17 protein-coding genes are annotated in these 24,736 nt (G+C 47.7%); 9 read left to right on the forward strand and 8 right to left on the reverse strand.

The window, feature by feature from the left end; translation table 11 throughout:
- The first annotated feature begins 155 nt into the window (after positions 1-155).
- The gene (locus AB3N00_RS11625) at positions 156-443 is read left to right on the forward strand and encodes a serine hydrolase (RefSeq protein WP_413034657.1); all 288 of its coding nucleotides are present in this window, start codon (positions 156-158) and stop codon (positions 441-443) included.
- A gap of 146 nt (positions 444-589) precedes the next feature.
- Here the strand turns inward: AB3N00_RS11625 and AB3N00_RS11630 are convergent, their stop codons facing one another.
- Positions 590-2,449: an ABC transporter substrate-binding protein gene (locus AB3N00_RS11630; RefSeq protein ID WP_413034658.1), complete on the reverse strand. Its 1,860-nt coding sequence runs from the start codon at positions 2,447-2,449 to the stop codon at positions 590-592.
- 131 nt (positions 2,450-2,580) lie between these two features.
- Between AB3N00_RS11630 and AB3N00_RS11635 the strand changes: the two genes are divergently transcribed.
- A complete protein-coding gene (locus AB3N00_RS11635; RefSeq protein ID WP_413034659.1) occupies positions 2,581-3,831 on the forward strand; it encodes an MDR family MFS transporter in 1,251 nt (416 codons plus the stop codon).
- A gap of 256 nt (positions 3,832-4,087) precedes the next feature.
- Positions 4,088-6,202, forward strand: coding sequence for a serine hydrolase (locus AB3N00_RS11640; RefSeq protein ID WP_413034660.1), 2,115 nt, complete (start codon positions 4,088-4,090; stop codon positions 6,200-6,202).
- 97 nt (positions 6,203-6,299) lie between these two features.
- Here AB3N00_RS11640 and AB3N00_RS11645 read toward each other — a convergent pair whose 3' ends face one another.
- Together AB3N00_RS11645 and AB3N00_RS11650 are read right to left on the reverse strand one after the other, a co-directional pair.
- Positions 6,300-7,355 carry a hypothetical protein gene (locus AB3N00_RS11645; protein ID WP_413034661.1) on the reverse strand — a complete coding sequence of 352 codons (1,056 nt, stop codon included), beginning with the start codon at positions 7,353-7,355 and terminating at the stop codon, positions 6,300-6,302.
- Positions 7,355-9,190 (reverse strand): HSP90 family protein, encoded by a 1,836-nt coding sequence (locus AB3N00_RS11650; protein WP_413034662.1) that lies wholly within the window; start codon positions 9,188-9,190, stop codon positions 7,355-7,357. Before AB3N00_RS11650 ends, AB3N00_RS11645 begins: the two co-directional genes overlap by 1 nt.
- 459 nt (positions 9,191-9,649) lie before the next feature.
- Between AB3N00_RS11650 and AB3N00_RS11655 the strand changes: the two genes are divergently transcribed.
- From AB3N00_RS11655 to AB3N00_RS11670, 4 genes are all read left to right on the forward strand, one after another.
- Positions 9,650-10,555 (forward strand): ABC transporter ATP-binding protein, encoded by a 906-nt coding sequence (locus tag AB3N00_RS11655; RefSeq protein WP_413034663.1) that lies wholly within the window; start codon positions 9,650-9,652, stop codon positions 10,553-10,555.
- Positions 10,548-11,381 (forward strand): ABC transporter permease subunit, encoded by an 834-nt coding sequence (locus AB3N00_RS11660; protein WP_413034664.1) that lies wholly within the window; start codon positions 10,548-10,550, stop codon positions 11,379-11,381. The genes AB3N00_RS11655 and AB3N00_RS11660 overlap by 8 nt, the downstream gene beginning before the upstream one ends.
- Before the next feature lie 357 nt (positions 11,382-11,738).
- Positions 11,739-13,025 carry a DUF5050 domain-containing protein gene (locus AB3N00_RS11665; protein ID WP_413034665.1) on the forward strand — a complete coding sequence of 429 codons (1,287 nt, stop codon included), beginning with the start codon at positions 11,739-11,741 and terminating at the stop codon, positions 13,023-13,025.
- A 151-nt stretch (positions 13,026-13,176) separates the two neighbouring features.
- Positions 13,177-14,805 (forward strand): helix-turn-helix domain-containing protein, encoded by a 1,629-nt coding sequence (locus AB3N00_RS11670; protein ID WP_413034666.1) that lies wholly within the window; start codon positions 13,177-13,179, stop codon positions 14,803-14,805.
- Positions 14,806-14,900: 95 nt separating this feature from the next.
- On the opposite strand, the gene AB3N00_RS11675 is transcribed toward AB3N00_RS11670, so the two are convergent.
- Positions 14,901-15,476, reverse strand: a complete 576-nt coding sequence (locus AB3N00_RS11675) for a GbsR/MarR family transcriptional regulator (protein WP_175398224.1) — start codon at positions 15,474-15,476, stop codon at positions 14,901-14,903.
- Positions 15,477-15,969: 493 nt separating this feature from the next.
- Between AB3N00_RS11675 and AB3N00_RS11680 the strand changes: the two genes are divergently transcribed.
- Positions 15,970-17,199 (forward strand): quaternary amine ABC transporter ATP-binding protein, encoded by a 1,230-nt coding sequence (locus AB3N00_RS11680; RefSeq protein WP_413034667.1) that lies wholly within the window; start codon positions 15,970-15,972, stop codon positions 17,197-17,199.
- Positions 17,165-19,756, forward strand: coding sequence for a glycine betaine ABC transporter substrate-binding protein (locus AB3N00_RS11685; RefSeq protein ID WP_413034668.1), 2,592 nt, complete (start codon positions 17,165-17,167; stop codon positions 19,754-19,756). Before AB3N00_RS11680 ends, AB3N00_RS11685 begins: the two co-directional genes overlap by 35 nt.
- A gap of 185 nt (positions 19,757-19,941) precedes the next feature.
- On the opposite strand, the gene AB3N00_RS11690 is transcribed toward AB3N00_RS11685, so the two are convergent.
- The 4 genes from AB3N00_RS11690 to AB3N00_RS11705 all read right to left on the reverse strand — a co-directional run bounded on the left by AB3N00_RS11690 (position 19,942) and on the right by AB3N00_RS11705 (position 24,378).
- A complete protein-coding gene (locus AB3N00_RS11690) occupies positions 19,942-20,154 on the reverse strand; it encodes an immunity 17 family protein (RefSeq protein ID WP_413034669.1) in 213 nt (70 codons plus the stop codon).
- Between the two features lie 788 nt (positions 20,155-20,942).
- Positions 20,943-22,307: an ABC transporter substrate-binding protein gene (locus AB3N00_RS11695; protein ID WP_413034670.1), complete on the reverse strand. Its 1,365-nt coding sequence runs from the start codon at positions 22,305-22,307 to the stop codon at positions 20,943-20,945.
- A 290-nt stretch (positions 22,308-22,597) separates the two neighbouring features.
- Positions 22,598-23,419, reverse strand: a complete 822-nt coding sequence (locus AB3N00_RS11700; RefSeq protein WP_413034671.1) for a carbohydrate ABC transporter permease — start codon at positions 23,417-23,419, stop codon at positions 22,598-22,600.
- Positions 23,416-24,378, reverse strand: coding sequence for a carbohydrate ABC transporter permease (locus AB3N00_RS11705; protein WP_413034672.1), 963 nt, complete (start codon positions 24,376-24,378; stop codon positions 23,416-23,418). The genes AB3N00_RS11700 and AB3N00_RS11705 overlap by 4 nt, the downstream gene beginning before the upstream one ends.
- Between the last annotated feature and the right edge of the window lie 358 nt (positions 24,379-24,736).

Consider the following 24,736-nt stretch of genomic DNA (forward strand, 5'->3'; position numbering starts at 1 on the left):
CGTACAGCAGAACCCCTACTTGATTAGTACATGTCTATGAGGGACTTGTTCGATTTATGCGGACTGGTTTGACAAGCTTTCAATCTCCTTGTTAGGACAAGTGCTGCCAGACAAATCAGTCTCCGGCTGGATGTTAACTTTATCCAAACGACCCTGTGACCATAGAGCGCCTGCCCATTGGCGATATGTTATGTCAGCGTTCGGGACTCCCTAGACATGAGATGATATGGTACAACTCTGCACGGACCAGTGAGGAACTCGTAAACGCTCTACAGTATCTTGAACCGAATGAGGATTTCAGGAATAAGTGGCAATATCAAAACCTGATATACATGGCAGCAGGCTACTTGGTCGGTAAGTTGAAGGAAACTTCCTGGGAGAAGCTCGTTCAGGATCACCAAGGAACAAATGGAAGAATTGTACAGTCCCCAGATGCCGTGTGATTCTCCCTTTCATGGCCCAGAATTGCAAAGCTCGTTCCATTTCCATTCCATTTCTAATGGAACCGGGTACGAAACCTATTGAGTTTATTAAGAAAAGCGCAGAATAACCGCTCGCTCTTCAAGGCTCATCCCGCCTGTGGCTCACCTTACCACAGCGGGATGTAAGCCGGATAACTCGTTTCCTCATTCTCGGCGTCCGGTTTGCGTTTCACCCACAAACGGCGCAAATCCGGCATCCCAAATCCGACAACCTTGTAATCGCGGAGTGAGGGATGATAGGCGTGTTCTTCCCTGAAACTGTATGCGGGGAGCAGCAAAGCCTCGTCAACAAGTCTGGCTTCCAGCTCCAGCAATGCTGCCAATCGCTCGCCACCATCCTGAATTCCTACGATGCGCCTGCACTCCTGATCCAATTCCCTTTTCCAAACATCATCCATGGCAACAAGGAACAACGTATTCTGAAAGGTATACATGGTCAACAGGCCCAGCATGGCATGCTCATCGAATACCTCTCCTGTGTATACGAGATCACATGACCCGAATTCATCATGATATACCGCACTAACCGGATCACCTGGCACTATGGTTACATGTAATCCGATCTGTTCACAACGTTGAACGAACCAGAGCATGTCTGTCTCCATCTTCTTTCCATCCTCCACCCATAACCGCAGCGTTTGGCCCGCGTAGCTGCTTCGTTTCAACAGCTCCTCAGCTCTGATCAACGAGGTTCTCGTGTTGGACTCCAATGGCTCCGTTCGCTTCTGTTGTATAGAGCAGCCCACAATTTCTCCATCCGTTGGTTTCCAAAAATGCTCCCGTACCAGACTATATGCAGGCTGTGTGCTCGTACCCGGGAATGCATCCATCATCTCCTGCTGATTCAACAGCTGCTGCACAGCCCGGCGAAAATATATATCCTGCTGCGGACCTTCTTTTCGCATATTAAATGTCATATACACCCCGCCCTGAACTTCATGCTGAACTGCATGAGGCTGTCCATCCGGAAACAAGTCCTGCTTGATCACCGACTCTATCAGTCCGGACTGCGGAAGCTGCCACACCTCAACCCGATCAATGTAGGCACGCCCTCTGAAATAGGTAGGGAATACGTCCAGAACCAGCAGTCTGGGGTGATTACGCGTTAAACGATAAGGTCCTGTTCCAATGGGATGCATCCGGTCGGGCTCCACATCCCGCGGCAAAATCGATGCACACATGCTGCTCATCAGATCCGGAAACATGAAGTTTGGGCTATGCAGCACAAAACGTACGGTCAGAGTATCAAACGTCTCAATTTTTGCAATCGTGCCAAACAGTGGCCGGCAGGGATTGTCGATATCCAAAATAATTCGTTCAAACGTGAACTTCACATCGTCTGCTTCGAGTACTCTGCCATGATGAAAAAGAACGCCTTTGTGCAAATAAAATGTCCACTCCGTCCCTTCCGGGTTGCTCTCCCATGCCACAGCAAGACTCGGCTCACACATCTGACGCTCAGCATTGTAACGTACCAATCGATCAAACACCTCAGCCACTATGCCCACTTCTCCCCACATGGCAGCCTGGGTCGGATCCAATGTCTCAAACGGAAAGTTCTGTGGTATCCGCAGTGTGTCAATCCTTCCCATAGCACCCTGGTCGGAACGAAGACCAAACTGGTCCTGTAATCCTTGCATCAACATTTCCCGTAACGAAAACGGCAGCCTGGCGGCCAATTCATATGCTTCTTCCAGCCTGTTGCCTTGCAGGAGGCGATCAAACCGCTCTCTGGCTACCTCAAGCAAGGGTACACAAAAGACAAGTACAGACTTTTTTCCCCTGCCGCGCTTCGGATTCCATCGTATCCAGTTGTTATCCATGAACTTGTTCATAATCAGATTCATATTGCGCATGGTGCAGCACAAATGTTGTGCAAGTTCACCAATCGTCGTATGCAATTCTTCCTCATCGTGAACGTTCGGAAAGGTCATACGCAATTGAATATAATGGTCTGCTACTTCCACTGAATTTCCTGCCCTTCTATCCTTGCTAAAATACGAAATCCTTTCACACGCTTCTACAGTTTTTCTTCAGGTTTTCCTCCATTATACTCAGTAACATCTACATGACCAACGGGAAGGAAGAATTGCATCTGATGAAATATGCCGATTTGCACCGCAATATCAAAATTCGTATTATCACTGATTTTTTTACGGACCTGACCCAGAAATCCATCATCCCTTTTATGGCGATTTATCTGAGCGTGCAGATGGGGGCAGGTTGGGCAGGCCTGCTGTTGACAGTCAATATCGTTTCCTCCATGATCGCTGGCTTGGGCGCAGGATACTGGTCAGATCGGATTGGACGAAAAAAATTGATGGTTGTCGCTCAATGTGTTCAAGTGTTCGCCTTGTTCTCGCTGGCTGCGGCCAATTCTCCCTGGCTGAATTCGGTAGAACTGACTTGCATCATGTTTTTTCTTAGCAGTCTAAGCTCCGGAATTACCATTCCGATCGCTAATGCGATGATCGTGGACGTGAGCAGTGAACATGAGCGACATTATGTATACGGATTACAGTATTGGACGACCAATGTAGCTGTTACGTTTGGAGCTTTGATGGGCGGGTTGTTATTCGACTCCTTCCGATTCGTCCTCTTCAGTCTGGTATTTGCAGAGAGCCTGATCACATTGTTCATTCTAATGTTTTTCATTCAGGAAACTATGGAAAGAACGGACTCCAGTCAGGTCGCCACCCCGATCAGGAAAAACATGCTGAAGACCTATGGAGGTGTACTCAGGGACAAACGGTTCATGGTCTTTTTCACTGCATCGGTGCTGGCTGTTTCTCTTGAATTCCAACTGGATAAATACATCGCCGTCCGTCTCAAAAGTGAATTCAGTGCCCAACTGCTCCACTGGGACATTTCAGGACTGCACATGTTCAGTCTGATCATGGCCATCAACACGGTAATGGTCGCCTTGGTCGCTATCCCCTTCTCGAAATGGATGGCACGTTTTCAATCCAGATCCATCATGACAGTCGGCATGTGTCTCTACACGGCCGGGTTTGCCGTATTAGCATTCAGCAACTGGGCATTTCTCCTAATCGGGTCTGCTATTCTGTTGACGATTGGCGAACTCATGTATTCGCCAGTACGCCAGGTTCTTCTTGCCGGGATGATTCCCGATTCGAATCGGGCGGCTTATATGGCCGCAGATGGCATGAGTTATAATGCAGCTGCCCTGCTCGGCAGCCTGGGATTAACGATTGGAGCTTTTCTGCCTTCATATGCTATGGCAGGCCTGTATGTCATTATTGGTGCATCTGCACTCGTATTTTTCCGACAATCGCTTAGGCCCTTATCCGAGCCCAGTAAGTCTTTGCCATGTGCAGAAGCTTCATGAGCTTATGACAAGAAAGGGAAGCCGTTTGGCTTCCCTTTTCCTATACGGCTTTGCTCCCCTTTCTAATTCGCTTCTGTTTGCAATCTGGATGGATAGAAAAACACTTCGCAATCCACTTTTGTGAAACCTACTTTGCCAATAGGAAGTAATACACAGTGATCAGGTTTTTTTTCCAAAATTTACGTTAAGGAGTGTTTACATGCATCTATCCAATCGAAGGACCCGCTTCAGAACCACCTCGCTAACAGGAGCTTTCATGGCTTTCATCTTGTCGTTAAGTCTCTGGGCACCAGCGGTTCATGCGGAAACCGCAGCAGTCCCGGTCACAGAAAAAGGACAAACTAAAGCGCTGACGAACGAATCAGCATCAGCATTTCTCGATACGTTTTTCGATTCTCCCGAAGCCAAGGCACAGTATGTTGGCGCTTCCGTTGTTGTCGTCAAGGATGGCAAAGTACTCGCGGAAAAAGGCTATGGCTATGCCGATCAAGAGGACAAAACACCTGTCGATCCGAAGAGTACTGCTTTTCGCGTAGCCTCGGTCTCCAAAACATTTACGGCAGCAGCCGTTATGCAATTGGTAGAGCAGGGCAAGGTTGATTTGCAAGCGGATTTTCAAACCTATGTAAAGGGACTTGAATTCGATAATCCTTTCGACAAACCCGTCACTGTGGAAAACCTGCTTACACACACCACCGGATTCGAGATTCGGGATCCCCAGCAGGAAGACATCCACGCTGATTTCAACAAAACGGTCACCATGGAGGAATATGCACAGCAGCACATGCCTCCTGTCGTTAGAGAACCTGGCAGCGCCTACATGTACGACAACTTCTCTTTCCTGCTGCTCGGTATGATTGTAGAAAATGTGAGCGGCGAACCATTTGAGACATACATGCAGCAGCACATTTTCAAACCACTGGGTATGGATAACAGCAGTTTTGTGCTGAGTGACAAATTCAAGGATCAGCTTGCAACAGGCTATGACGCGGTACATAAACCGCTCGATCTGTACACCATCTCCCCAACACCAATGCCGCAAGGAGGCATGCTGTCCACAGCGGAAGACATTGGGAATTTCATGATCGCTTTCCTGAATGATGGTGTGAAGGACAATGAGCGTATTCTGAAGGAATCTACCGTCAAAAGTATGGAGCAATATCGCTCTTCCATCCATCCGGTACTTCCGGATACAACGTATGGATTTGAAGCAGCATTCCAGCTGCCTGGTGCAGGCAGCAGTCCCGAAATTATTACCAAAGCAGGCGACCTGGTCGGTTTCAGCTCTTATCTCTTCCTCATCCCTGAGCAAAATACAGGCGTCTTCCTTACGTACAACCAGGCGGGAGCTCTTCGCAATCTGTTCTACCCGGCTTTCATCCAGACCTTCTTCCCGCAATATGCGGAGCCGGTCGAATTCAAGGACTTCACACCCCAATCCACAGAAGAACTGCAGCGCTTTGCTGGGCTTTACGCCGATCTAAGACTTAGCACGATTGTTAGCTCTCTGAAAGACGGCACAGAATCGGGACAACTGAGTATTTCGGATGCCTTCCTGGGCCAACGTCCCCTGATTCAAGTGGATGAAACCCTGTTCAAGGATGAGTTAACTGGTCAATTCACAGCCTTCAAGGAGAATGCAGACGGAACGATCTATATGAAGGAGCCTTACCTCAATCCACTGGGATATGAGAAAAAAGGGCAGCAGCCTCAGGGATTCCGGGATGTTCGTCCGGAGAGCCCTTATGCCGAGGCCATCTATGGATTACAGTCGCTCGGTCACTATGACAATGATGCAACTGAAGCTTTTCAACCCAAGTCAGCTGTTACACGTGCTGAATTCATTGAAGATGTTCTGAAAATGAGTGGACTCAAGCCAAGCAAAACAACACCGCCAGCTGATACGGACTGGGCCAACCATCCAGCAGCAGGCTACATCCAGCTCGGCTATGAATCCGGCATGATCACAGGTGCGGATTCGAAACAGTTTAAACCGGATCAGGTCATTACCCGCCAGGAAGCCATGGTCATGATCTGGAGATCGCTGCAGCTGCAATATCCGAATGAGCTGTTCCAGGATGTGAAACTTGCTGGCCATACGGATAAATGGGCTGTACCCGCAATCCAGATGATGGTTAAGCTCGGTATCCACGGACCCGAAGTGAAAGTATTGGAGGATGGCTCTGTGGATGTCCTTGCTCGCAAACCGCTTATTCGTCAAGAAGAGGCAGCCATCATGTATCAACTGTTTACTCAACCAACGGATAAGATTGTTTCTGAACTTATGGCTCAGCAGCCTCAACCAGCAACCTCCAATGTTGATGAAGCTGTTGAGGAACAGCCTTCATCTGCCAATACGGAGACACCTTGAATCACCGCTGTGTAACGCATCTCTAGACACGTTAAACAGGTTTGTTCGGAAGGAGTATATCCTTCTTCGAACAAGCCTGTTTCTTATCCCGTTTTAGCTATACTCCGATCAACATCGAAGAAACATGCTGATTGCCATTACGCTGATCATACTTGGCTGCAGCTGCCTTGGCATGATCCGCAAAATAATCAGCCAATGTGCGCAAGTCTCCGGGATCTCCTGCATACGGGAAGGAAGCAGGAAGCCGCAATCGGAATTCTGGCGATTCGTCCGCCCAGCGGCGCAGCAATTGGGCTGCTCTGGCGTAGAACATCATTTTGGCAAAGGGGTCCTCATGATCCACTGCCAGTACCAAACTTTCTTCCAACACATCGATTCCCTTCGACGGATTGGTTCGTGACAGATAATCCATCTGTTCTGCAAAACTCTGAACAAAATCATTTTGACCCTTTATCAGCCGGTAGCCCTTCTGCTGATGCTTGTCCGCTTCCTCAATCCGTCCAAGCCGATAAAGCGGCATCAGTACTTCAGATAAAGTCAGGTGCGGAATCTCCGCACAGCTCATCCGTCCCTTCAAGATCGGCTTGGCCGCTTCCAGGACCTTCTCATCGTCTCCCACCAGGATCCAGTAGCGCATGATTTCATCCTGTTCACAGGCTTCACAATCACTCATAAAGTCACGGTCCATCGTTTTGAACTTGGTATAGCTGCTTCCCGCTTCCTCCAAGTCGCCAAGATCCATGAATATGCGGAAGCGATAATACCAGTAGGAACGCTCACTGTAGCCAAAAGACTTGAAACGCCGTCCAAAGTCTTCCAGAAGTTCCATCATCTTATCGCGAGAGACCTCGGGAAAACTGGAGAGTTCGCCCAAGATCCATTTATATGACCACATTAATGTCTCTTCGTCATAACGCTCTGGCTCTTGATCAAACTTGCCAAGCTGCCAGGAAAAAGCAATGAGAGCTTTCATCGGATATCCACAGAACGTGGCTGTCTCCACAATCTCGGATCGTGCTTCGTATGCTTCTTCCTCCATGCCGTTTACGTCAGCCACTCGAGCCGCTTCTTCAAGCATGCCCAGCTTCGCAGTTCCATTAGGCAAGCCATAGGCCTCATCCATCAAATCCTCGAAATCCATCTCTGTATTCATCAGGCATCCCCTTTCCAATCCGTATTTGCACGTAAACCCCAATCAATAAAACGAACGATACCCTGATTCAGCACCTCAAGCTCCTGTCGGTTCATGGCATAATGCCCCATCATCAGGGCGTTCACATAGAGCATCTCGATCGCAATCGGGGTCATTTGGGAATCTGGCGTCGTTAGCACGCGCTGAATGATTGGATTATTCACGTTCAGATACAAGGTTGAGTATCCAGCAGAGCTGATTCCAGCGGATAATGAGCCAAGTACGGAAGAGAACAGCTCTGTACTCTCCTCACTCGCTTTTTCCAATGCACGAAGCGTAGAAGATTCCTGCGATAGGGTGAATAGTACCGGCAGGTCTTCCGGCTTGAAGCCTTTCACTTCAGCCCGGCAGCGGAAACGCTGAAGTGCAGCATCAGCCAGACGTAAAGCATCATAATATTGATTGCGTTCCGCCGGCGGTACATCGGTAAAGCTGAGCGAAACCTGATCCGGCTGCAATCGCTCGGTATGCACATTCCTTACCGCAAGCGGCAGCGCAGCCATTAATTCGTTGTCGTAGATGTACCCGCCATTAATAACCAACAGGGATTGTGCCGAGGCTACATGGTGAATCTGACGATACTCATCCACTGTCGTGGTGAAGTATAACGTCTCTCCTTCATCCATTAACTCCCCGAGTTCCCGGTGCCCCCAAGTGCTCTCAAATGGCAGCCAGCGGTGAATCATCGCGTAAAACGCCTGATCCTGCACAGCCAGTGCCTTCATCGAGAGTGCATGCAGACGAATCAGCTTCTTTAGACGTTCCGTCTGATTCTCCGCCATGTCAGCCAGTCCTTGACGAAGTGCATCGCCCAGTTCGGTGCGTACTTCTTCCAGCTTCTCATTTTCATAAAAATGTTCCCTCGAAGCTGTCGGCTGAAGCTCATCTGTCCAGATCAGGCACTTCACGAAGAACGCCCATTCCGGCAAAATATTCTCTGCCTTCTCCGAGATCAGCATCCGCTTCAGATACACCCGGTGAGAACGCTTGGCATTCAGGTTTACGGCATGTGGGAGGACAAATGCAATCCCGCCGGTACGACCGGAAGCCGTTGTCAGCGGAATGAAATCTTCAAACGTCTCCCCGAGCAGGCGTCCACCAAAGGCAAGCACTTCCGCTTTGCGCCCTTTGGCAAGTTCCGGTTGCGTCAGCCACGCAGGTGACTCGGCATTGACGATGTCCTGTACACCTCCGCTCTGCAGTGTCACCGGATAAGGCAATAAGGCCCCATAATAGAACAAGGCTTCTTTTACATATGCCGGTTCAAAATAATGAGCGGCCTCCGGCGTACAGCGCAAATACACTTTCGTCCCCAGAGATAACTGCGTCTCAAGCTGCCGAATGGTATAGGTGCCATCAGGCTTGCCCCGCCACTCCATCGAAGGCCCACCCTTCGCGGATTGGGTCAGCATGACAATTTCATTACTCACCATGAAGCAGGACAACAGGCCGATCCCAAATCGGCCGATAAATGAAGTCTCACCGTCCAGCAGGGCCTGCTGCCCACGCTTCGAGGATTGTCCGATCATCGCCAAAAATTCGTGTATATCCGCCTCGGTCAATCCGATGCCATTGTCCTCCACCATCATCGTTAACTGCTCGCCTGCACCAGTCAGCTCCACGCGCACTTCTCCCTGAAATCCGGGCTCCGCTTCGCTTCGTGCCGTGATGGCATCGGTCGCATTCTGCATTAGCTCACGCAGGAATACTTTGGGACTGCTATAGAGATGATTCGATAAAATCTGGATCATACCACTCAGGTTCACCTGAAAACGGTACTCATTGGATGCTGCCATTTCGCTCACCTTCCTCTAGTCCAAACACATTGGATCGTCAATACAGTATACGTATATACGATGTGTTAGACGAATTGAAAAATAGTAGATATGTACTTTTAAAACATTGGCACTCCGCCGCTTGGAAACGCAAACTGGCAACGCCAAGCCGGCCCTGGTGGTAACCAAGACCGGCGTTAGATGAATATTCAGGGCATACATCACACGTATAAGGCCTTCCTGTTTTATTGCCAAGTTATGGCTGGCAATGAAACGGGATATTGCATCCTTTTTATCACAATACAATGAACAAGAGAGACTGAAAACAAACCTGAGACCCGATTTTGCCGGACTTTAGGGTAAAAATACCCTCTCCCATCTGGGTCTTTAGACTGGATATCATATTTTTTGCAATTCATTTGAACGATTTTGTCCGGCTGGACGTAATATCTTCAAATTCAGAACGGATGGTGAAGGCAAATGATTGAAGTTCACAGCATATCCAAGCAGTTCAAGGGGCATCAGGCACTGAGTGATGTCAGCTTTACAATTCAACCATGCAGCGTTACCGGGCTGATTGGTCCCAATGGATCGGGCAAAACCACGCTGATCCGGATTATGAACGGCGTTCTCGGGGCTTCAAGCGGGTCCGTAATGATCAACGGGTTGAATCCCTCCATTCAAGCGGAGAAGGTGCTGGCGATGTGCGGTACACTCACCGAACAGAGCGGATTGTATGAAAATATGAGCGGACGCGACAACCTGATTTTCTTCGCCAAGGCTTTTGGTGTACAAAATCACAACAAACGAATTGATGAGCTTGTGGAACTGTTCGAATTGCAGGCGTATCAGCACCGGAAAGTGGGCACTTACAGCACAGGCATGAAGAAACGACTAGGCCTTGCGAGAGTCCTGCTTCATCGCCCGTCCATTTTGTTTCTGGATGAACCCACCAATGGACTGGATCCTGATGGAATCCAGATGGTACTGCGCATTATTCGTCGGTTGAACCAGGAGGAGAAGATGACGATTCTGGTCTCATCCCACGTGCTCTCCCAGCTCTCAGCCGTATGTGATCGTTATATTTTTATGGAAAAGGGTCGCAAGGTTGAGGAAGGTTCCGAGCAGGAAATCGTGAACCGGTACCTCACCACACCACGACTCGAGGTGGAAGTCACCATGGCTGAAGGGTGGAGTATAGTAGCAGGATTCAATCCGGAGGTCATTTCCGCCGACAAAGCGGTATTTCAGCTCCAGTCCCGTGAGGAAATCCCCATGCTGCTGAGAGAATTAACCACGCATGGACAAGTTTATCAGGCCCGCATTATCGGCAGTGATCTGGAGAGCATCTATTTTGCCATTAGGGAGGCACACCATCATGAATAACCGTCAAGCGATAAGAGCACTTGTGCGCAAAGATATCCGGGCCATCACAGCCAGCATCCAGCTCTGGCTCCCCATGTTGATTGTTCCGCTCATTGTTGGGGTGATCATGCCTGCCGCACTCATGTGGATGGCCTCCAGAGTTGAACTTCGTTCCATTGGAAATCTCGGGTTCCTGCTCGACAGTCTTGATACATTGAGCAGTTCGGGGCAGATTCCGGAGCTGGCTTCCATGCCAACGGATAACCATCGCATCGTCTATTATCTGGCCTTATACATGTTTGCACCGCTGTTTCTCATTATTCCAGTGATGGCTTCCAGCATTCTGACGGCCAACAGCTTCGCGGGTGAAAAGGAACGCAAAACGCTCGAAGGGCTACTATTCACACCAATCAGCATGGATACCCTGTTCAAAGGCAAGGTACTTGCTGCTCTGATTCCTTCGATCATGCTGTCCTGGATTACCTTTCTCATTTATGGAATCATTGCCAATATCCTGATGTACCCGATGTTTGGAACATTGATGTTTCCCAATCTGAATTGGATCATTCTCGTACTGTGGGTTGTTCCGACATGCAGTCTCATGGTTATTCTGTTCAATGTGTTGATCTCGGCCAAAGTCCGTGGATTTCAGGAAGCATATCAGCTCGGAGGTCTAGTCGTTATTCCACTGCTTGCGCTCATTGCTGGTCAGGCCAGCGGCATGCTGCTCATCAGCCCATTGGTGCTTCTTCTGATCGGGGCCGCACTTCTGCTCATCAGCTTCGTACTGCTTCGTCTGGTTACGCTATGGAACAGCCGCCAGCAGCTGGCTGAGAGTCAGATCTGACCGCAGCCCAAACAAGACTGTCGTCCGTTTTGTGGATGATCCGATTAAGAAAATAAAAACGACAGATTATGATATGAGAACATGTACTAGGGGACGGTTGCAGAGAGGAATGGAACATGACGATGGAGTACAGATTGCTTCAAAAATGAAATATGCACAACAATTAACAGCTCAGGAAAAGCATATAGTAGACTATATTCTGAGCAATCCCGAAGTCGTTTTTGATTCTACTGCTACCTTTATCAAATTTCAGGCTGAGGTTTTGGTCTGTCTGGGATATAACATTTATTCCCTAGTTTACCGATATAACTTAAGGAATGAACTACATACATATTGATGAAGGGTGTCGATGGTTTTATGAACAAATGGTTTACAGGCATGCAGCGCACGATCAGTACATTTCTCTTGTTTACACTGATCACTGCAGCCATATTGGGTGGAGGAACCGCCGCACAGGCAGCTTCTCTCAGTCAATCCACCGTGTATTACGATTCTGACGGCGTATTGTACAAAGCAGCCGGGGATGGCAGCAGTACCACAGAAGTTTCGCTTGATTTCCAGGGCGTTGACCTTGTTGCAGCAGGGTCACACCTCTACTACACTCAATCTGAAACTTCCACTACACTGCTTCGGATTCCGAATGACGGGTCAAGCGATGCAGCCGAGACGTTTGCAACAAATGTACTGAATTACGATACGGATAACGGATTCATTTATTATATGGATGCCAAAGGCTCGATCTATCGTGCAAATGGTGATGGTGAACCCTCTTCCGTCAAAAAGATTGCTGACAAAGCGGATACCGATTTCCCACTTCTTGCCGTCATAAAAGGTCGTGTATATTATAACGCCCTTGTTAACGGAAATACCTGGATTGTCTCCAAAGCGACCAATGGCAGCGGAGCGGTGCAGCGAATTGCCGCAGGTGCAGTAGAGAGCCGCTATTTTATGAATCCGGCAAAAAATGCTCTGCAGCTTATGGTGAACACCAATCCTTATGAAACGTACTATTCAACCAACGCAGTGGTGATGTACAAAGTGAACTACAGTACAGGAAAGGCCACCGCGGTTAATCCAAAAGCAAAACTGGATGTCAATGCGGTCTATTCCGGCGGCTGGAGCAGCTCGTTTTATGTGTACAACAAAGGCATCAGTTTGGATAGTAACAAGGATTACAATTATGCCACAGGCAAAGCTTTTGCCCTTACAACCTCAGGCAAAACATTCCAGCTCCATAGCAAGAGCATCAGAGAAATAAGTGCACTTGGCACAGATAAGGCCGTCATCATTGATGCAGACAAAAAAGCGTACGCCAAAACGGTCTCCGGCAATAAGGTTTCCAAAACAGCCAATCTGAATTTGAGCAACGTCAATTACGTTTCGAACCAGCTTACCAATGGCACGGCAACACTTGTTTACATCTCTAACAACAATGGTCTCTACTCCATAAGTTCGGCGCTCAAAGTGACCAAACTGGTTGGCGATGAATGGGACAGCTTCCATTTCAGAGATGGCGTACCAGGCATATTCTATGTCAACGCGAATGACCTCTATCGCTTATATCATATTCAGGCAAATGGAACAGGCAACCACGTGTTAAGTGACGTATTCCTGGACGATATCCTATTGGTTACACCAAACTAACCCGTTTTGTTAAATATAAAGAGGATTACCCTGGAGCCCTATGGCCCTCGGTAACCTCTTTTTTTATGCTCACAACTATTTTTCAAAAACATCTTCCATATGAGAATGATAATTGTTATCATTAAGAAAATGAGACAAAAGGATGGTCCGTATGAATGAACAGCTTCCCTTCATTGCTGAAACCTCAACTCTACCACTCCTCTCTTCCATGTGCCGTGTGCGCCGTGGGGAGAATTTCCGTGTGCATGGCATGACGGTTTCCCGGCCTATGCTGTGTCTTATTTTGCAAGGAGAAGGTATTCTGGTACTTAATGATGAAGTCCACACAGCTCACACCAACCAATTATTTGTTCTGGAAAAAGGTACAACCATTGAGGCCGCCTCACGCTCCGGAATTACGGAATGTATCCTCTTAAGCATGAACACGGTAAGTTTGCAGAAAGTACGGGGTGAATGGACCATGGCCTCCGAGCCCGGTTTACCATTCCAATGGTCAACAGGTCCAATGCCTGTTCGCCATGAACAGCAGATGGTGTCGCGCTTTGAACAATTATACACAGCCTATCAGGGCGTTCAGCAGGAACATTTTATCAACATACACACCCAGCTTCACGAATTGCTGCAATACATCTCCGAGAATCGTCTTGAAGTCAACCAGGAGAAGGTCGATCCTGCACTGGAGCGAAGCATTATGTATATGCACCGACACATGGGTGAAGGAATCAGTATGGACCATTTGGCCAAAATCGCCGGACTTACACCGAGCTCATATTCCCGCAGCTTCAAGAAGGCCAAAGACATGTCACCTACAGATTACCTGAATCGACTGCGAATTGACGAAGCCAAAAAACAGCTGCAGCAGGAACATCGCTCAATCAAAGAAGTCGCTGAATCCGTAGGTTACGGCAACGAGTATTATTTTAACCGCAAATTCAAACAAGCCGTGGGCATTGCGCCCAGCGTATATATGAAGAGAGATCAATTACGAATAGCTACGGCATCCGTTCTCGGTCTGGAGAACCATTTGTCCTCTCTCGGGATCGAAACGATAGCGACTATAAACGGATTCAATGATCAGCAACCTAGCGAGAGTGAACAGCAGCGTGAGCTCAAATTGCAATTGAACAAGCTGCGTCAATCGAGGCCCGATCTAATTATTGCTGACTCACACCATACACCCTATTACGATAAGCTAAAAGGCATTGCGCCAACCATTCTCCTTGAGCACGTCCAGGACTGGAAGCAGCATCATGTTCGTATTGCCGAACTGGTTGGACAGGAAAAACAGGCTTTGGCCAATCTCAAACAACTCGCATTCAGAACGCTGGATGTAGCCCGACGTCTGCAGCAGTTTTTCGATCATGAACGAGTTACACTTGTCGAGGTTAAGCCGCCAATGATCCGGCTCCAGGGTACAATCAATCATCCCCTGAGTCATTTGTTGTACACCGAATTGAGGCTGAAACCTGCACAGATTGCTCCGCCAGAACGCCAGTGGGTGGATTACCCTGCGGAACGCATTCCTTTACTGGACACAGACCACCTGTTTATCCACCGCCTCTCGATGCATCCAGCTAGTGAAAAACTGCTCAGACGTATGAAACAAACGTCCTCATGGAATCGTTCGCCTGCTGTATTGGGCGGCAATGTGCATGATGTTTCGAGTTGGCTCATTAGGAGCTGGACACCTTCGGGACGCCACCAGATTATGGACGAACTTGTACATATCGCAGAACAGCATGCTGCCCTATCTCAAGCCGGATTAATTGTACAATTCTAATCGATTTAGGAAAGATGTCTGACCTATTTCTTCATTATAAATAGACAAGCAAAAAAAGGCGCCTCCATCTCAGGAGAGCGCCTTTTGGTTACGTGCTAGGAGTTGTCTTGAATTTCTTCCCGCGGAACCAGTTTGTAGATTTCTTCATCTTCCATGGTGTCGATCAGTCGATCCAGCCATTTGTAATATGCTTCCGCTTGCAACACTTTATTTTTGTCTTCCTTTAGAATGTGAAGAAGTTCGGCATCTGCATGCTCGTCCAGGTCTTTAATCAAACGATTAAGCTCCTCAACTGACTTGCGCAGCACCTGAAGGTTACTCTCCACAGCTTTTCTCCATTTGATCGCAAAATAATCCGTAAACGTCTGGTGCCAGTCATACTCCACTTCATATAGGTCTTTCCGTGAGCCCTTGCTCCATACCTTATTTACCATTTTCAGATCCAGCAGTGTACGTACGCCGGTACTCATGCTTGTTTTGCTCATTTCCATTTCCCGGCCCATATCGTCAAGGGTCATTGGTTTGTCTGCAAAAAAAAGCAATCCATATAGGTGTCCCGTGGACAGCGTAACGCCGTATAGATCCATATTGCGTCCGATAGCTTCAATGACGCGTTTCCGGATTCTAAGAACGGTTGCCTGCTGTTCTTCTTGTAAATGGTCCAAGCCCATGCTTGCAACCTCCATTCTGAACATTCCCAGTCTTGGCACAAATAATTGCAACCATACAAGATTCTGCTTACATGGGAAAGCATCCGGCCGGACATCCTATATGCCAGAGGGCTTCGTTCACCCAATGTATGAAAATGGAACCTTAACCGGTTGCATCTGCCTACGACTATCTTTTAACCAAAAACAGCTTGAATTAGCTCATTTTCTATTGTAGGAAAAGCAATATCAAATGTAAAGGCGGCTTATTAGCCATAATAAGGAGTAAAACAGAGCATTCGGACGGAAAACTTTGTACAGTTTTTACTGTACAAACATTATGTACTGTTTATTCGGTTGATATACTGGTTAAGTATTGTTACAATTTATAACGTTACCCAGAAAGACGGGAAGCGAAGCAACAATTACCGGATTTCGTGGCTGGGCGCACAAGTGTATGGGCTTGTGGATGCTGAAAGCCGTTCGAAGTGCACAACACATCAGAAGGGGTGAAAACATGACCATACTTGAAGTAAAGAATGTAAGTAAACTGTTTGGCCCCCAAACCGAGCAAGGTCTGCAATTACTGGAGCAAGGTTGGGGAAAAGAAAAGTTGGCCAAAGAAAAACAGATAACGGTTGGTGTCAACCGGGTCAACATGGAGATTAAGCAAGGTGAGATTTTTGTCATCATGGGACTTTCGGGGAGTGGTAAATCCACGCTGGTTCGTATGTTCAATCGCCTGATTGAACCGACATCTGGAGAAATTCTCGTCCATGGCAAGGACCTACGTAAAATGAACAAAGAACAATTGCGCGAAGTGCGCCGGAAAACGATCAGCATGGTATTTCAGAAGTTTGCGTTATTCCCGCACCGTACCGTTCTTGATAATGTGGAGTATGGACTTGAAATCCAAAAGGTTGATAAAGCCGTTCGCCGGGAAAAAGCGAAAACCTCACTCGAACTGGTTGGCCTCAAAGGCTGGGAAGATAAGATGCCGGATGAGCTGAGTGGCGGGATGCAGCAGCGTGTTGGTCTGGCTCGCGCACTTGCCAATGACCCGGAAGTACTTTTAATGGATGAGGCGTTCAGTGCGCTTGACCCACTGATTCGCCGAGATATGCAGGACGAACTGATTGAGCTTCAGGATAAAATGAAAAAGACGATTATTTTCATTACCCATGACTTGGACGAAGCGCTGCGCATCGGCGATCGTATTGCCCTCATGAAGGACGGCGCTGTCGTGCAGATCGGTACTCCGGAAGAAATTATGATTCAACCGGCCAACCCTTATGTGGCCCGCTTCGTCGAAGACGTGGACTTGTCCAAAGTCCTGACTGCATCCCATGTAATGCGGCGCCCTGAAACGATTACGCTTGACCGTGGACCTCGTGTTGCCCTCGAATTAATGCGCGAACGTGGTATTTCCAACCTGTTTGTCATTGACCGTTCGAAGAAGCTGCTTGGTGTCATCACTGCAGAAGACGCGTCCCGTGCGATGCGTGAGAGCAAAACATTAAATGACATTCTAATTACAGATGGACCAACGGTTCCACCTGAAACTCTGATTCACGAATTGTTTGAGATTACAAGTTCAGCCCATGTGCCTCTCGCTGTGGTCGGCGAGAACGGCCGTCTGCAAGGTGTTATCGTCCGCGGTGCCCTGCTGGGTGCACTTAGCGGTGAAGTTGCAGTAAAGGAGGAACTCGTGAATGATTCCCAAAATTCCACTAGCGTCGTGGATTGAAGCCATCGTTGACTGGATGAGCTCCTCGCTCTCCGGATTGTTTAATGTAATTTCTGTCGTTATTCAGGAAGTTGTCGGATTTTTCTCCGGGCTGTTCATGCTCCCGCATCCGCTCCTGTTTATTGCCATACTTGGTGTACTGGCGTTTCTTGTTGGCCGGTTGCCACTTACCCTGTTTACGGTTATCGGTTTCTTGCTTGTAGATAACCTGGGGTACTGGGCTCAATCCATGGATACACTCGGCCTGGTTATCACTTCAGGATTGGTCTCGATCCTGCTCGGTGTACCGGTCGGAATTTGGCTCGCATACAGCAAAACTGCAGCACGCATTATTACACCGCTGCTTGATTTCATGCAGACGATGCCTGCATTTGTCTACTTGCTGCCAGCCGTTACCTTCTTCAGCTTGGGTGTTGTTCCTGGTGTAATTGCATCTGTTATATTCGCGATTCCGCCAACCATTCGTCTGACTCACCTGGGAATTAAACAAGTATCGGGCGAATTGGTAGAAGCAGCCGATGCTTTTGGTTCGACTTCCATGCAAAAATTGTTCAAAGTACAGCTTCCACTCGCCTTGCCTACCGTTATGTCGGGTATTAACCAAACGATTATGCTGTCGCTGTCCATGGTTGTTATTGCATCCATGATTGGTGCACAGGGTATTGGTGCGGAAGTATACCGTGCGGTAACACAGCTTCAAATTGGTAAAGGTTTTGAAGCCGGTCTGGCTGTCGTGGTACTCGCGATTGTACTCGATCGTTTCACACAAAATCTGTTCATGCCTGGTCGCAAAAAGACCTCTCGTTTATCTGGCAAACAGAAAGCGTGGATTGCTTCAGCGGCTACACTCGTTGTGCTCGTTGCAGGCTTTTCCCAATACTTCACTGGTAACAGTTCTTCTGCCGGTGGCAACAACACCGCAGCAAACGCTGTAGGTGAAGAAGTCAATTATCAGATCATTGGTATTGACCCAGGTGCAGGGATTATGAAGTCCGCTGCGAAAGCTATTGAAGATTACAATTTATCCGACTGGACCCTCATTGAAGGATCTGGTGCAGCTATGACTGCAACGCTGGACAAAGCGCTTAAAGCTGAACAACCGATCATTATCACCGGCTGGACTCCGCACTGGATGTTCAACAAATATGATCTGAAATATCTGGAAGATCCTCAGAAATCCTTCGGTGATGCTGAAGAAATTCACACCATTGCACGTAAAGGTTTGAAAGAAGATCACCCTGTTGCTTATGAATTCCTGTCCCGCTTCCAATGGTCATCGGATGAGATGGGCGAAATGATGACAGCCATTCAGGGTGGCACATCTCCAGAGCAAGCTGCAGTTGATTACGCCGAGAAGCATGCTGATCAGATTGCCGAATGGACCAAAGGTCTGACTCCTGTAAATGGCGACGCATTTAAACTCAGTTATGTTGCTTGGGACTCCGAGATCGCCAGCACCAACTTGCTGAAATATGTGATGGAAAACAAACTGGGCTATAAAGTGAACGCCCTGCAGGTTGAAGCCGGACCGATGTGGACAGGTGTTGCCTCAGGCGACGTAGACGCCTCACCAGCAGCTTGGCTGCCGTTAACGCACGCTGACTACTGGGAACGTTATAAAGACCAGGTCGATGATCTGGGTGCCAATATGACGGGAGTTCGCACAGGTCTCGTGGTTCCTAGTTACATGACTGAAGTAAACTCCATTGCAGATTTGGAGACAGGTGCCGCTTCTTCCCAAGCTCCGTCGGCAAATGCCAATGTGGGCGAAGAGGTTAATCACCAAATCGTTGGTATTGACCCGGGTGCAGGCCTCATGAAAGCAACGGCAAACGCCATTGAGCATTATGAATTGTCTAACTGGAATCTGGTTGAAGGCTCCGGAGCCGCGATGACTGCATCGCTGGACAAAGCCTATAAAAATGAGGAGCCCATCATCGTTACTGGTTGGACTCCACATTGGATGTTCAATCAGTATGATCTGAAGTATCTGGATGATCCCGACTTAATTTTCGGCGATTCAGAGGAAGTTCACACCGTTGGACGTAAGGGTATCAAGGAAGATCATCCCGTTGCCTATGAGTTCTTCTCTCGTTTTAATTGGACTGCTGATCAGATGAGTGAAATCATGACTGACATTCAAAAGGGCGTTTCGCCTGAAGAAGCCGCCAAGACCTACGCAGAAAAGCATCCAGACCAAATTAAAGAATGGACCACCGGGTTAACTCCTGTTAATGGTGATAATCTACGTCTTGGTTATGTTGCATGGGACTCTGAAATTGCAAGTACAAATCTAATGAAGTATGTGCTTGAGACGGATCTGGGTTACACAGTCAAAGCCTTACAAGTCGAAGCTGGCCCCATGTGGGCAGGCTTAGCAGCAGGCGACATCGATGCTTCTCCGGCGGTTTGGCTCCCGCTTACACATGGGGACTATTGGGAGACGTATGGAGACCAGATCGTTGATATAGCTGTCAGTATGACTGGGGTCAAACAAGGACTGGTTGTTCCGACTTACATGGATATCAAATCCGTTGAAGATTTAAAAGACAGTTAAACCAGATTGAGATAAACAAACCTCAATTGGGAAAAGAAGACCACCGAAATATTTCGGTGGTCTTCTTGTGTGCATAGCTTTTTCACAATCTAAGTAACCTATTCTTTTCTTCAGCTAAATCTTGATTTGAATCCAATCGGAATGGAACTATGTAGGTATACTAAAAATTCGTTCTACTTCATTACTTATCCAATCATCAATAATAATACGCCAATAACAATGAGTACAATTCCCAGACCGCCATACACCACTCTCGCCCCTTGACGGCCGATCGTTTTTACGAAGATCGCTGCCCTCCAACTGCTCATAAACCAGTCCCAATTTTTGATCCCGCCAAATAGACTGAATATGCCTGCGATAATGGCAACTAATGCGAGTAAAACTGGCTGATCCTGCATGCCATCACTTCCTTCCATTTAATCCAGTTTACTATACCTGCTCATGGGGAAAATTAACAGTAATTAATTAGTAAAAAAAAAGGCTTACAGATCGTGATCTGCAAGCCGACACTTGTCACTTTTTCGTATGTTTTGCCTGTCTCTAGTGCAGTCGAACTATTTTCGCATAAATGGTGATCTCTCCACCAGCGGTACCTGTCGCAAAAAAATGGAACTTGCAGCCTCTTTTCACGGTGACTTCGTTTACTTCGACAAACAACCATGCACTTTATCCTTATTTTTACATATTTTCTATACCTCTGATTCTACTCGGTAAGTTACAATCTTAATGATAAACGGGGTATTTCCGATTTGCTTCTTCCTTCGTGATTGAAATTGTCATGATGTGTTGTCACTGATCGTATAAATGAAATTGGTAACATCACTATTTTCGAGCTACCTTTTACTGCATAGGTTTCAATGTATAAGTAGTGTTGCATCATTTACCGTTATGGGAACGGTATAATGAAGATAATTGGAATCTGTATTATTTGCAGTAACTACGGTACCTACTGCGGTAGATTCCAAGGTAACATCGGTTCCTGTTAGGATATCACCAAAAAAATCCTTTGACATAAATGGATAAAAACTGATTCCTAACTCATTGTAAACATTGGGCTATGTTTTTGTATTCGGACACAGCAAAACGATGCGACAATCAGATTTAGATCGCCGCATACGCCCTGTTGTTACACTAAACCATCCATACTGTACCTGAAGGAGTCAATGTTCAATCACTGCTCTTTTCCTTACTTCTTCACCGTGCTGTTATACTGTGCAATCTTGTCTGTAATTTGTTTTGCTGCAGCATCCAGCGCTTCTTGCGGCGTACCTTGTCCATTCAGTACAGTTTCGATCGCTGTTTCGACAAGTTGTCTGGCTTCCGGGAATACGCCCATTACAGCCCCGGATGTTGCTGTCGAATCAGCGGAAGCGTGCAATTGGTCGACTGCTGTCTGGAATTGCGGGTACTTCGCCATATTATCCTTTAATACTTGCTGATCGTAGGCTGCTGTCGTAATTGGGAAGTATCCTGTCGCAACACTCCAGTTGGCCTGTACTTCAGGTGTCGCCAAATACTTGATAAACTCCCATGCTGCTTGCTGTTGTGCTTCCGACTTGTTGTTCATGATGTACAAGCTTGCGCCACCAACTACAACGCCACCTTCTTTGGCATCTGCCGGACGAGGCAGGAAGCCTGTTCCCAATTCAAACTTGTCGCCGGCGCCTTCTACAATTTTGCGCAATCCAGCGGTGGAATCCAGTGTCATGCCAATTTGCTCTGCCGTAAATGCTGCGGTTGTATCGTCTGTACTGCGGCCCAGATTGGAGAGGGTCTTCTCATCAATCATCTTCTTCCACCACGTCAGTGTCTTCACACCTGCTTCGGAGTTCAGCAGGGATTCAGTAGCTGCAGCGTCTCTTCCGTTACCATTGTTTACATAATCTGCATTCTGGTTCGCGAAGAACTGCTCCATAAACCAACCGTAGATCGCCATGGATGCACCTGGCTTGCCGTCTTTTGCCAAAGCTTTCGCTGCTTGCTCAAACTCTTCATAGGTCTTCGGCGGATTCTCTGGATCGAGACCTGCTGCTTTAAACATGTCCTTGTTGTAATACAGAATCGGGTTAGACGTATTAAAAGGCATGGCGTTCAGTTTGCCATCAATCGTGTAGTATCGGATAATGTTCGGCTCCAGCTGGGACAGGTCAAACTTGTCCTTATCGATAAATTCCTGCACTGGTGTAATCATGCCTGAATCGATCATAAACTTGCTGCCGATCTCGTATACCTGAATGATGTCCGGACCGCTGTCCGATCCCATAGATGCTTTCAGTTTGTTCAGACTCTCATCGTACTTCCCTTGATAGATTGCTTTCACCTGAATGTCCGGGTGACTTGCATTGAAATCGGAAGCGAGCTGGTTAATGGCTTTCTCTCCTGCTCCAGACATCGAATGCCACCATGTCAGTTGAGTCGGTTCAGCAGCTGCCGCATCCGCTTGAGCACCACTCGCCGGACTGCTTGTCTCTGTTTTGCCGCCGCAGGCGGATATAACCAACATTAGTGCAGCCAGCATTAAAGCAAATGTCCCTCTTTTTTTCAAACGCATAATCTCTCTCCTTTTTTTGTGGCTCATTTTAAAATAAGTGCTTTATGTTCTGCAAGGTGGCCGTTACGGATATGAATCGTTCTTTCGATCGCTGTTATCCCCGGATTTTTTTATTTCTCTTCAAAGGGGAAAATCCGGGGATAAAGGCGCACGCTTCGCTTCTTCAGAATCGATTCTTCTCCTTCACTACTCTCGCAGTTTCTAAAAACTCATTCCATGCACAAGCCTTATTTATTCGCTCCTTGGTATCCAACCGGATTACCTGTGCAACGACTAATCTAGAATTCTAACTAGCCTTTCAGCGCCCCTGCGGCCATACCGCGGACAAGCTGTTTCAAACCGAAAACCAGCAGCAACAGCGAAGGTAAGATGACAAGTGCTGTTCCAGCAAACACCAGGTTCCATGCCGTGGACTCCTGGAATTCCAGCATCGAAATTCCAATCTGTACCGTTCTCATCTCTGGGGTGTTTGTAACGAGCAGTGGCCACAGATAGGAGTTGTACATATTCAGGAATGAATAGATGGCCAGTGTTCCAAGTGCAGGACGAGAAAGTGGCAGGACATGCGATACGAAATACCGGATATGTCCGCATCCATCGATCTTCGCCGCTTCAAACAGCTCCTTCGGCAGCTGCATGAAGAACTGCCTCAGCAGGAATGTGCCGAATGCCGTTGCCAGAAACGGTACGGTAAGCCCTTGGTAACTATCCAGCCACCCCCAACTGCGGATAGTCAGATAATTGGGGATCATGGTGACTTCCCAAGGGATCATCATCGTTGCAACGAACATGCTGAAGATGACGTTTTTTCCTTTAAACTGCATTTTGGCAAAAGCATAAGCAGCCATACTGGCTGTTATCAGCTGTCCGAGCATCGTCAGACCTGCAACCAGGAACGTATTACCGATAAATGAACCAATCGGAACGATATCAAACACTTCGGTAAAGTTGGATAAATCGATCGATTGCGGAATGATATGCGGCGGATAGGCACTGGCATCCTCTGGTGTCATGACTGCCATGAAAAAGGTATACAGCACCGGATAGAGCACGAGCGCTGCACAGATGGTAAGCAGTACATACAACAACGTCTTCGTCCAAGGTGTTTTCATTGGTAGTGTACTTTCCTTTCCACCCACTTGAACTGAATCAGGGTCAGCAGCATAATGACCGCAAACAGGATGAGTGCCTGTGCACTTCCCGTTCCGAAGCGAAAATTAACGAAGGCTTCCTGATAGATGGAATAGACGAATACATTGGTACTGTCCATTGGGCCACCACGGGTTAATATGTTAATCTGTCCAAACGATTGAAATGCACCAATGATCGATACGACCGTAACAAAAAACAGAGTTGGTGAAAGCAGTGGCATGGAGATTTTTCGAAACGTAAGCAGAGGACCTGCGCCATCAATCTTTGCACTTTCGTAAATTTCATCCGGGATGCCCTGCAATCCGCTCGACAAGATAATGTAATTGAATCCGAGATTCATCCAGATCGTCATGATGGAAATTGAGATTAGCGCCCAATCCGGGCTGGTCAGCCAAGGGATGGGATCGATGCCCACTTTGCCGAGCAGATAATTCAACATGCCCAGAGTCGGGTGGAGCAGAAATTTCCAGATGACGGCCGATGAACCGACCGATAATACAACGGGCAGAGAAAATACAAACTGGAACAAGCGCATGCCTTTGAAACGGTTGTGGGTCAATGCAGCTAGGATCAATGCAGCCAGCATGCCGGTTGGCACGGTGAACAGGACAAACAACAGCGTTACTTTCATGCCCTGCAGAAACAGTCCTGACTGAAACACGGCTTTGAAATTGTCCAATCCCACATAGGCCGCGATCTGCCCGGTAGGGTCTGTGGAGTGCAGACTCAGATATACGGACTTGAACATCGGATAAAACAGAAACACTGCAAACAAAAGCAGCGATGGTGCCAGGAAACCATAGGCCAGCAAATTCTCCCGCATCCGCTGCACTCGCAGCGAAGCTGTCCGGCGCTCTTTGGTATCGGATACGCGCCGTCTGGCGGCGGGCAAGCTGATCCGGTTGTCAAGCTCACTCATCGGATTTTCTTCCCCCTTGGTCTACGCATTCGGTGTGGTGAACTTCGCTTGAACTTCCACACCACATGATCTAGTGTAAAAGTCAAATGTCACAGCTGAATTCACTCTCAATCAAGGGGATGTTAATCGTGGACAAGGGATTTTACGATATTCGCGAGCATCCAGGTCAGAAGGATTGGGAGCTTAAAAATATAGAAAAAAACCGCAGGAATCCCCATTTCGGGAATGTCCCTGCGGTTACCTTTGTAAACAAAATATAAACACGGGATCGTCATATACTCATCCTTTTTTTACAAAAATCTACAATAAGTCCAAATGAACTTGTCGATAAGGGTAAGATAAATATTGCTCGGCAGTG

It is taken from the genome of Paenibacillus xylanilyticus (assembly GCF_047246825.1).
Classification (GTDB): domain Bacteria; phylum Bacillota; class Bacilli; order Paenibacillales; family Paenibacillaceae; genus Paenibacillus; species Paenibacillus xylanilyticus_B.

Excerpts from the sequence above, each read along its gene's own strand:
- AB3N00_RS11650 (WP_413034662.1), bottom strand. The coding sequence starts at position 9,190 with ATGGCAGCATCCAATGAGTACCGTTTTCAGGTGAACCTGAGTGGTATG.
- AB3N00_RS11665 (WP_413034665.1), top strand. The coding sequence starts at position 11,739 with ATGAACAAATGGTTTACAGGCATGCAGCGCACGATCAGTACATTTCTC.
- AB3N00_RS11645 (WP_413034661.1), bottom strand. The coding sequence starts at position 7,355 with ATGAATACAGAGATGGATTTCGAGGATTTGATGGATGAGGCCTATGGC.
- AB3N00_RS11680 (WP_413034667.1), top strand. The coding sequence starts at position 15,970 with ATGACCATACTTGAAGTAAAGAATGTAAGTAAACTGTTTGGCCCCCAA.
- AB3N00_RS11670 (WP_413034666.1), top strand. The coding sequence starts at position 13,177 with ATGAATGAACAGCTTCCCTTCATTGCTGAAACCTCAACTCTACCACTC.
- AB3N00_RS11685 (WP_413034668.1), top strand. The coding sequence starts at position 17,165 with ATGATTCCCAAAATTCCACTAGCGTCGTGGATTGAAGCCATCGTTGAC.
- AB3N00_RS11705 (WP_413034672.1), bottom strand. The coding sequence starts at position 24,378 with ATGAGTGAGCTTGACAACCGGATCAGCTTGCCCGCCGCCAGACGGCGC.
- AB3N00_RS11690 (WP_413034669.1), bottom strand. The coding sequence starts at position 20,154 with ATGCAGGATCAGCCAGTTTTACTCGCATTAGTTGCCATTATCGCAGGC.
- AB3N00_RS11640 (WP_413034660.1), top strand. The coding sequence starts at position 4,088 with ATGGCTTTCATCTTGTCGTTAAGTCTCTGGGCACCAGCGGTTCATGCG.
- AB3N00_RS11675 (WP_175398224.1), bottom strand. The coding sequence starts at position 15,476 with ATGGGCTTGGACCATTTACAAGAAGAACAGCAGGCAACCGTTCTTAGA.
- AB3N00_RS11655 (WP_413034663.1), top strand. The coding sequence starts at position 9,650 with ATGATTGAAGTTCACAGCATATCCAAGCAGTTCAAGGGGCATCAGGCA.
- AB3N00_RS11660 (WP_413034664.1), top strand. The coding sequence starts at position 10,548 with ATGAATAACCGTCAAGCGATAAGAGCACTTGTGCGCAAAGATATCCGG.
- AB3N00_RS11635 (WP_413034659.1), top strand. The coding sequence starts at position 2,581 with ATGAAATATGCCGATTTGCACCGCAATATCAAAATTCGTATTATCACT.
- AB3N00_RS11700 (WP_413034671.1), bottom strand. The coding sequence starts at position 23,419 with ATGAAAACACCTTGGACGAAGACGTTGTTGTATGTACTGCTTACCATC.
- AB3N00_RS11695 (WP_413034670.1), bottom strand. The coding sequence starts at position 22,307 with ATGCGTTTGAAAAAAAGAGGGACATTTGCTTTAATGCTGGCTGCACTA.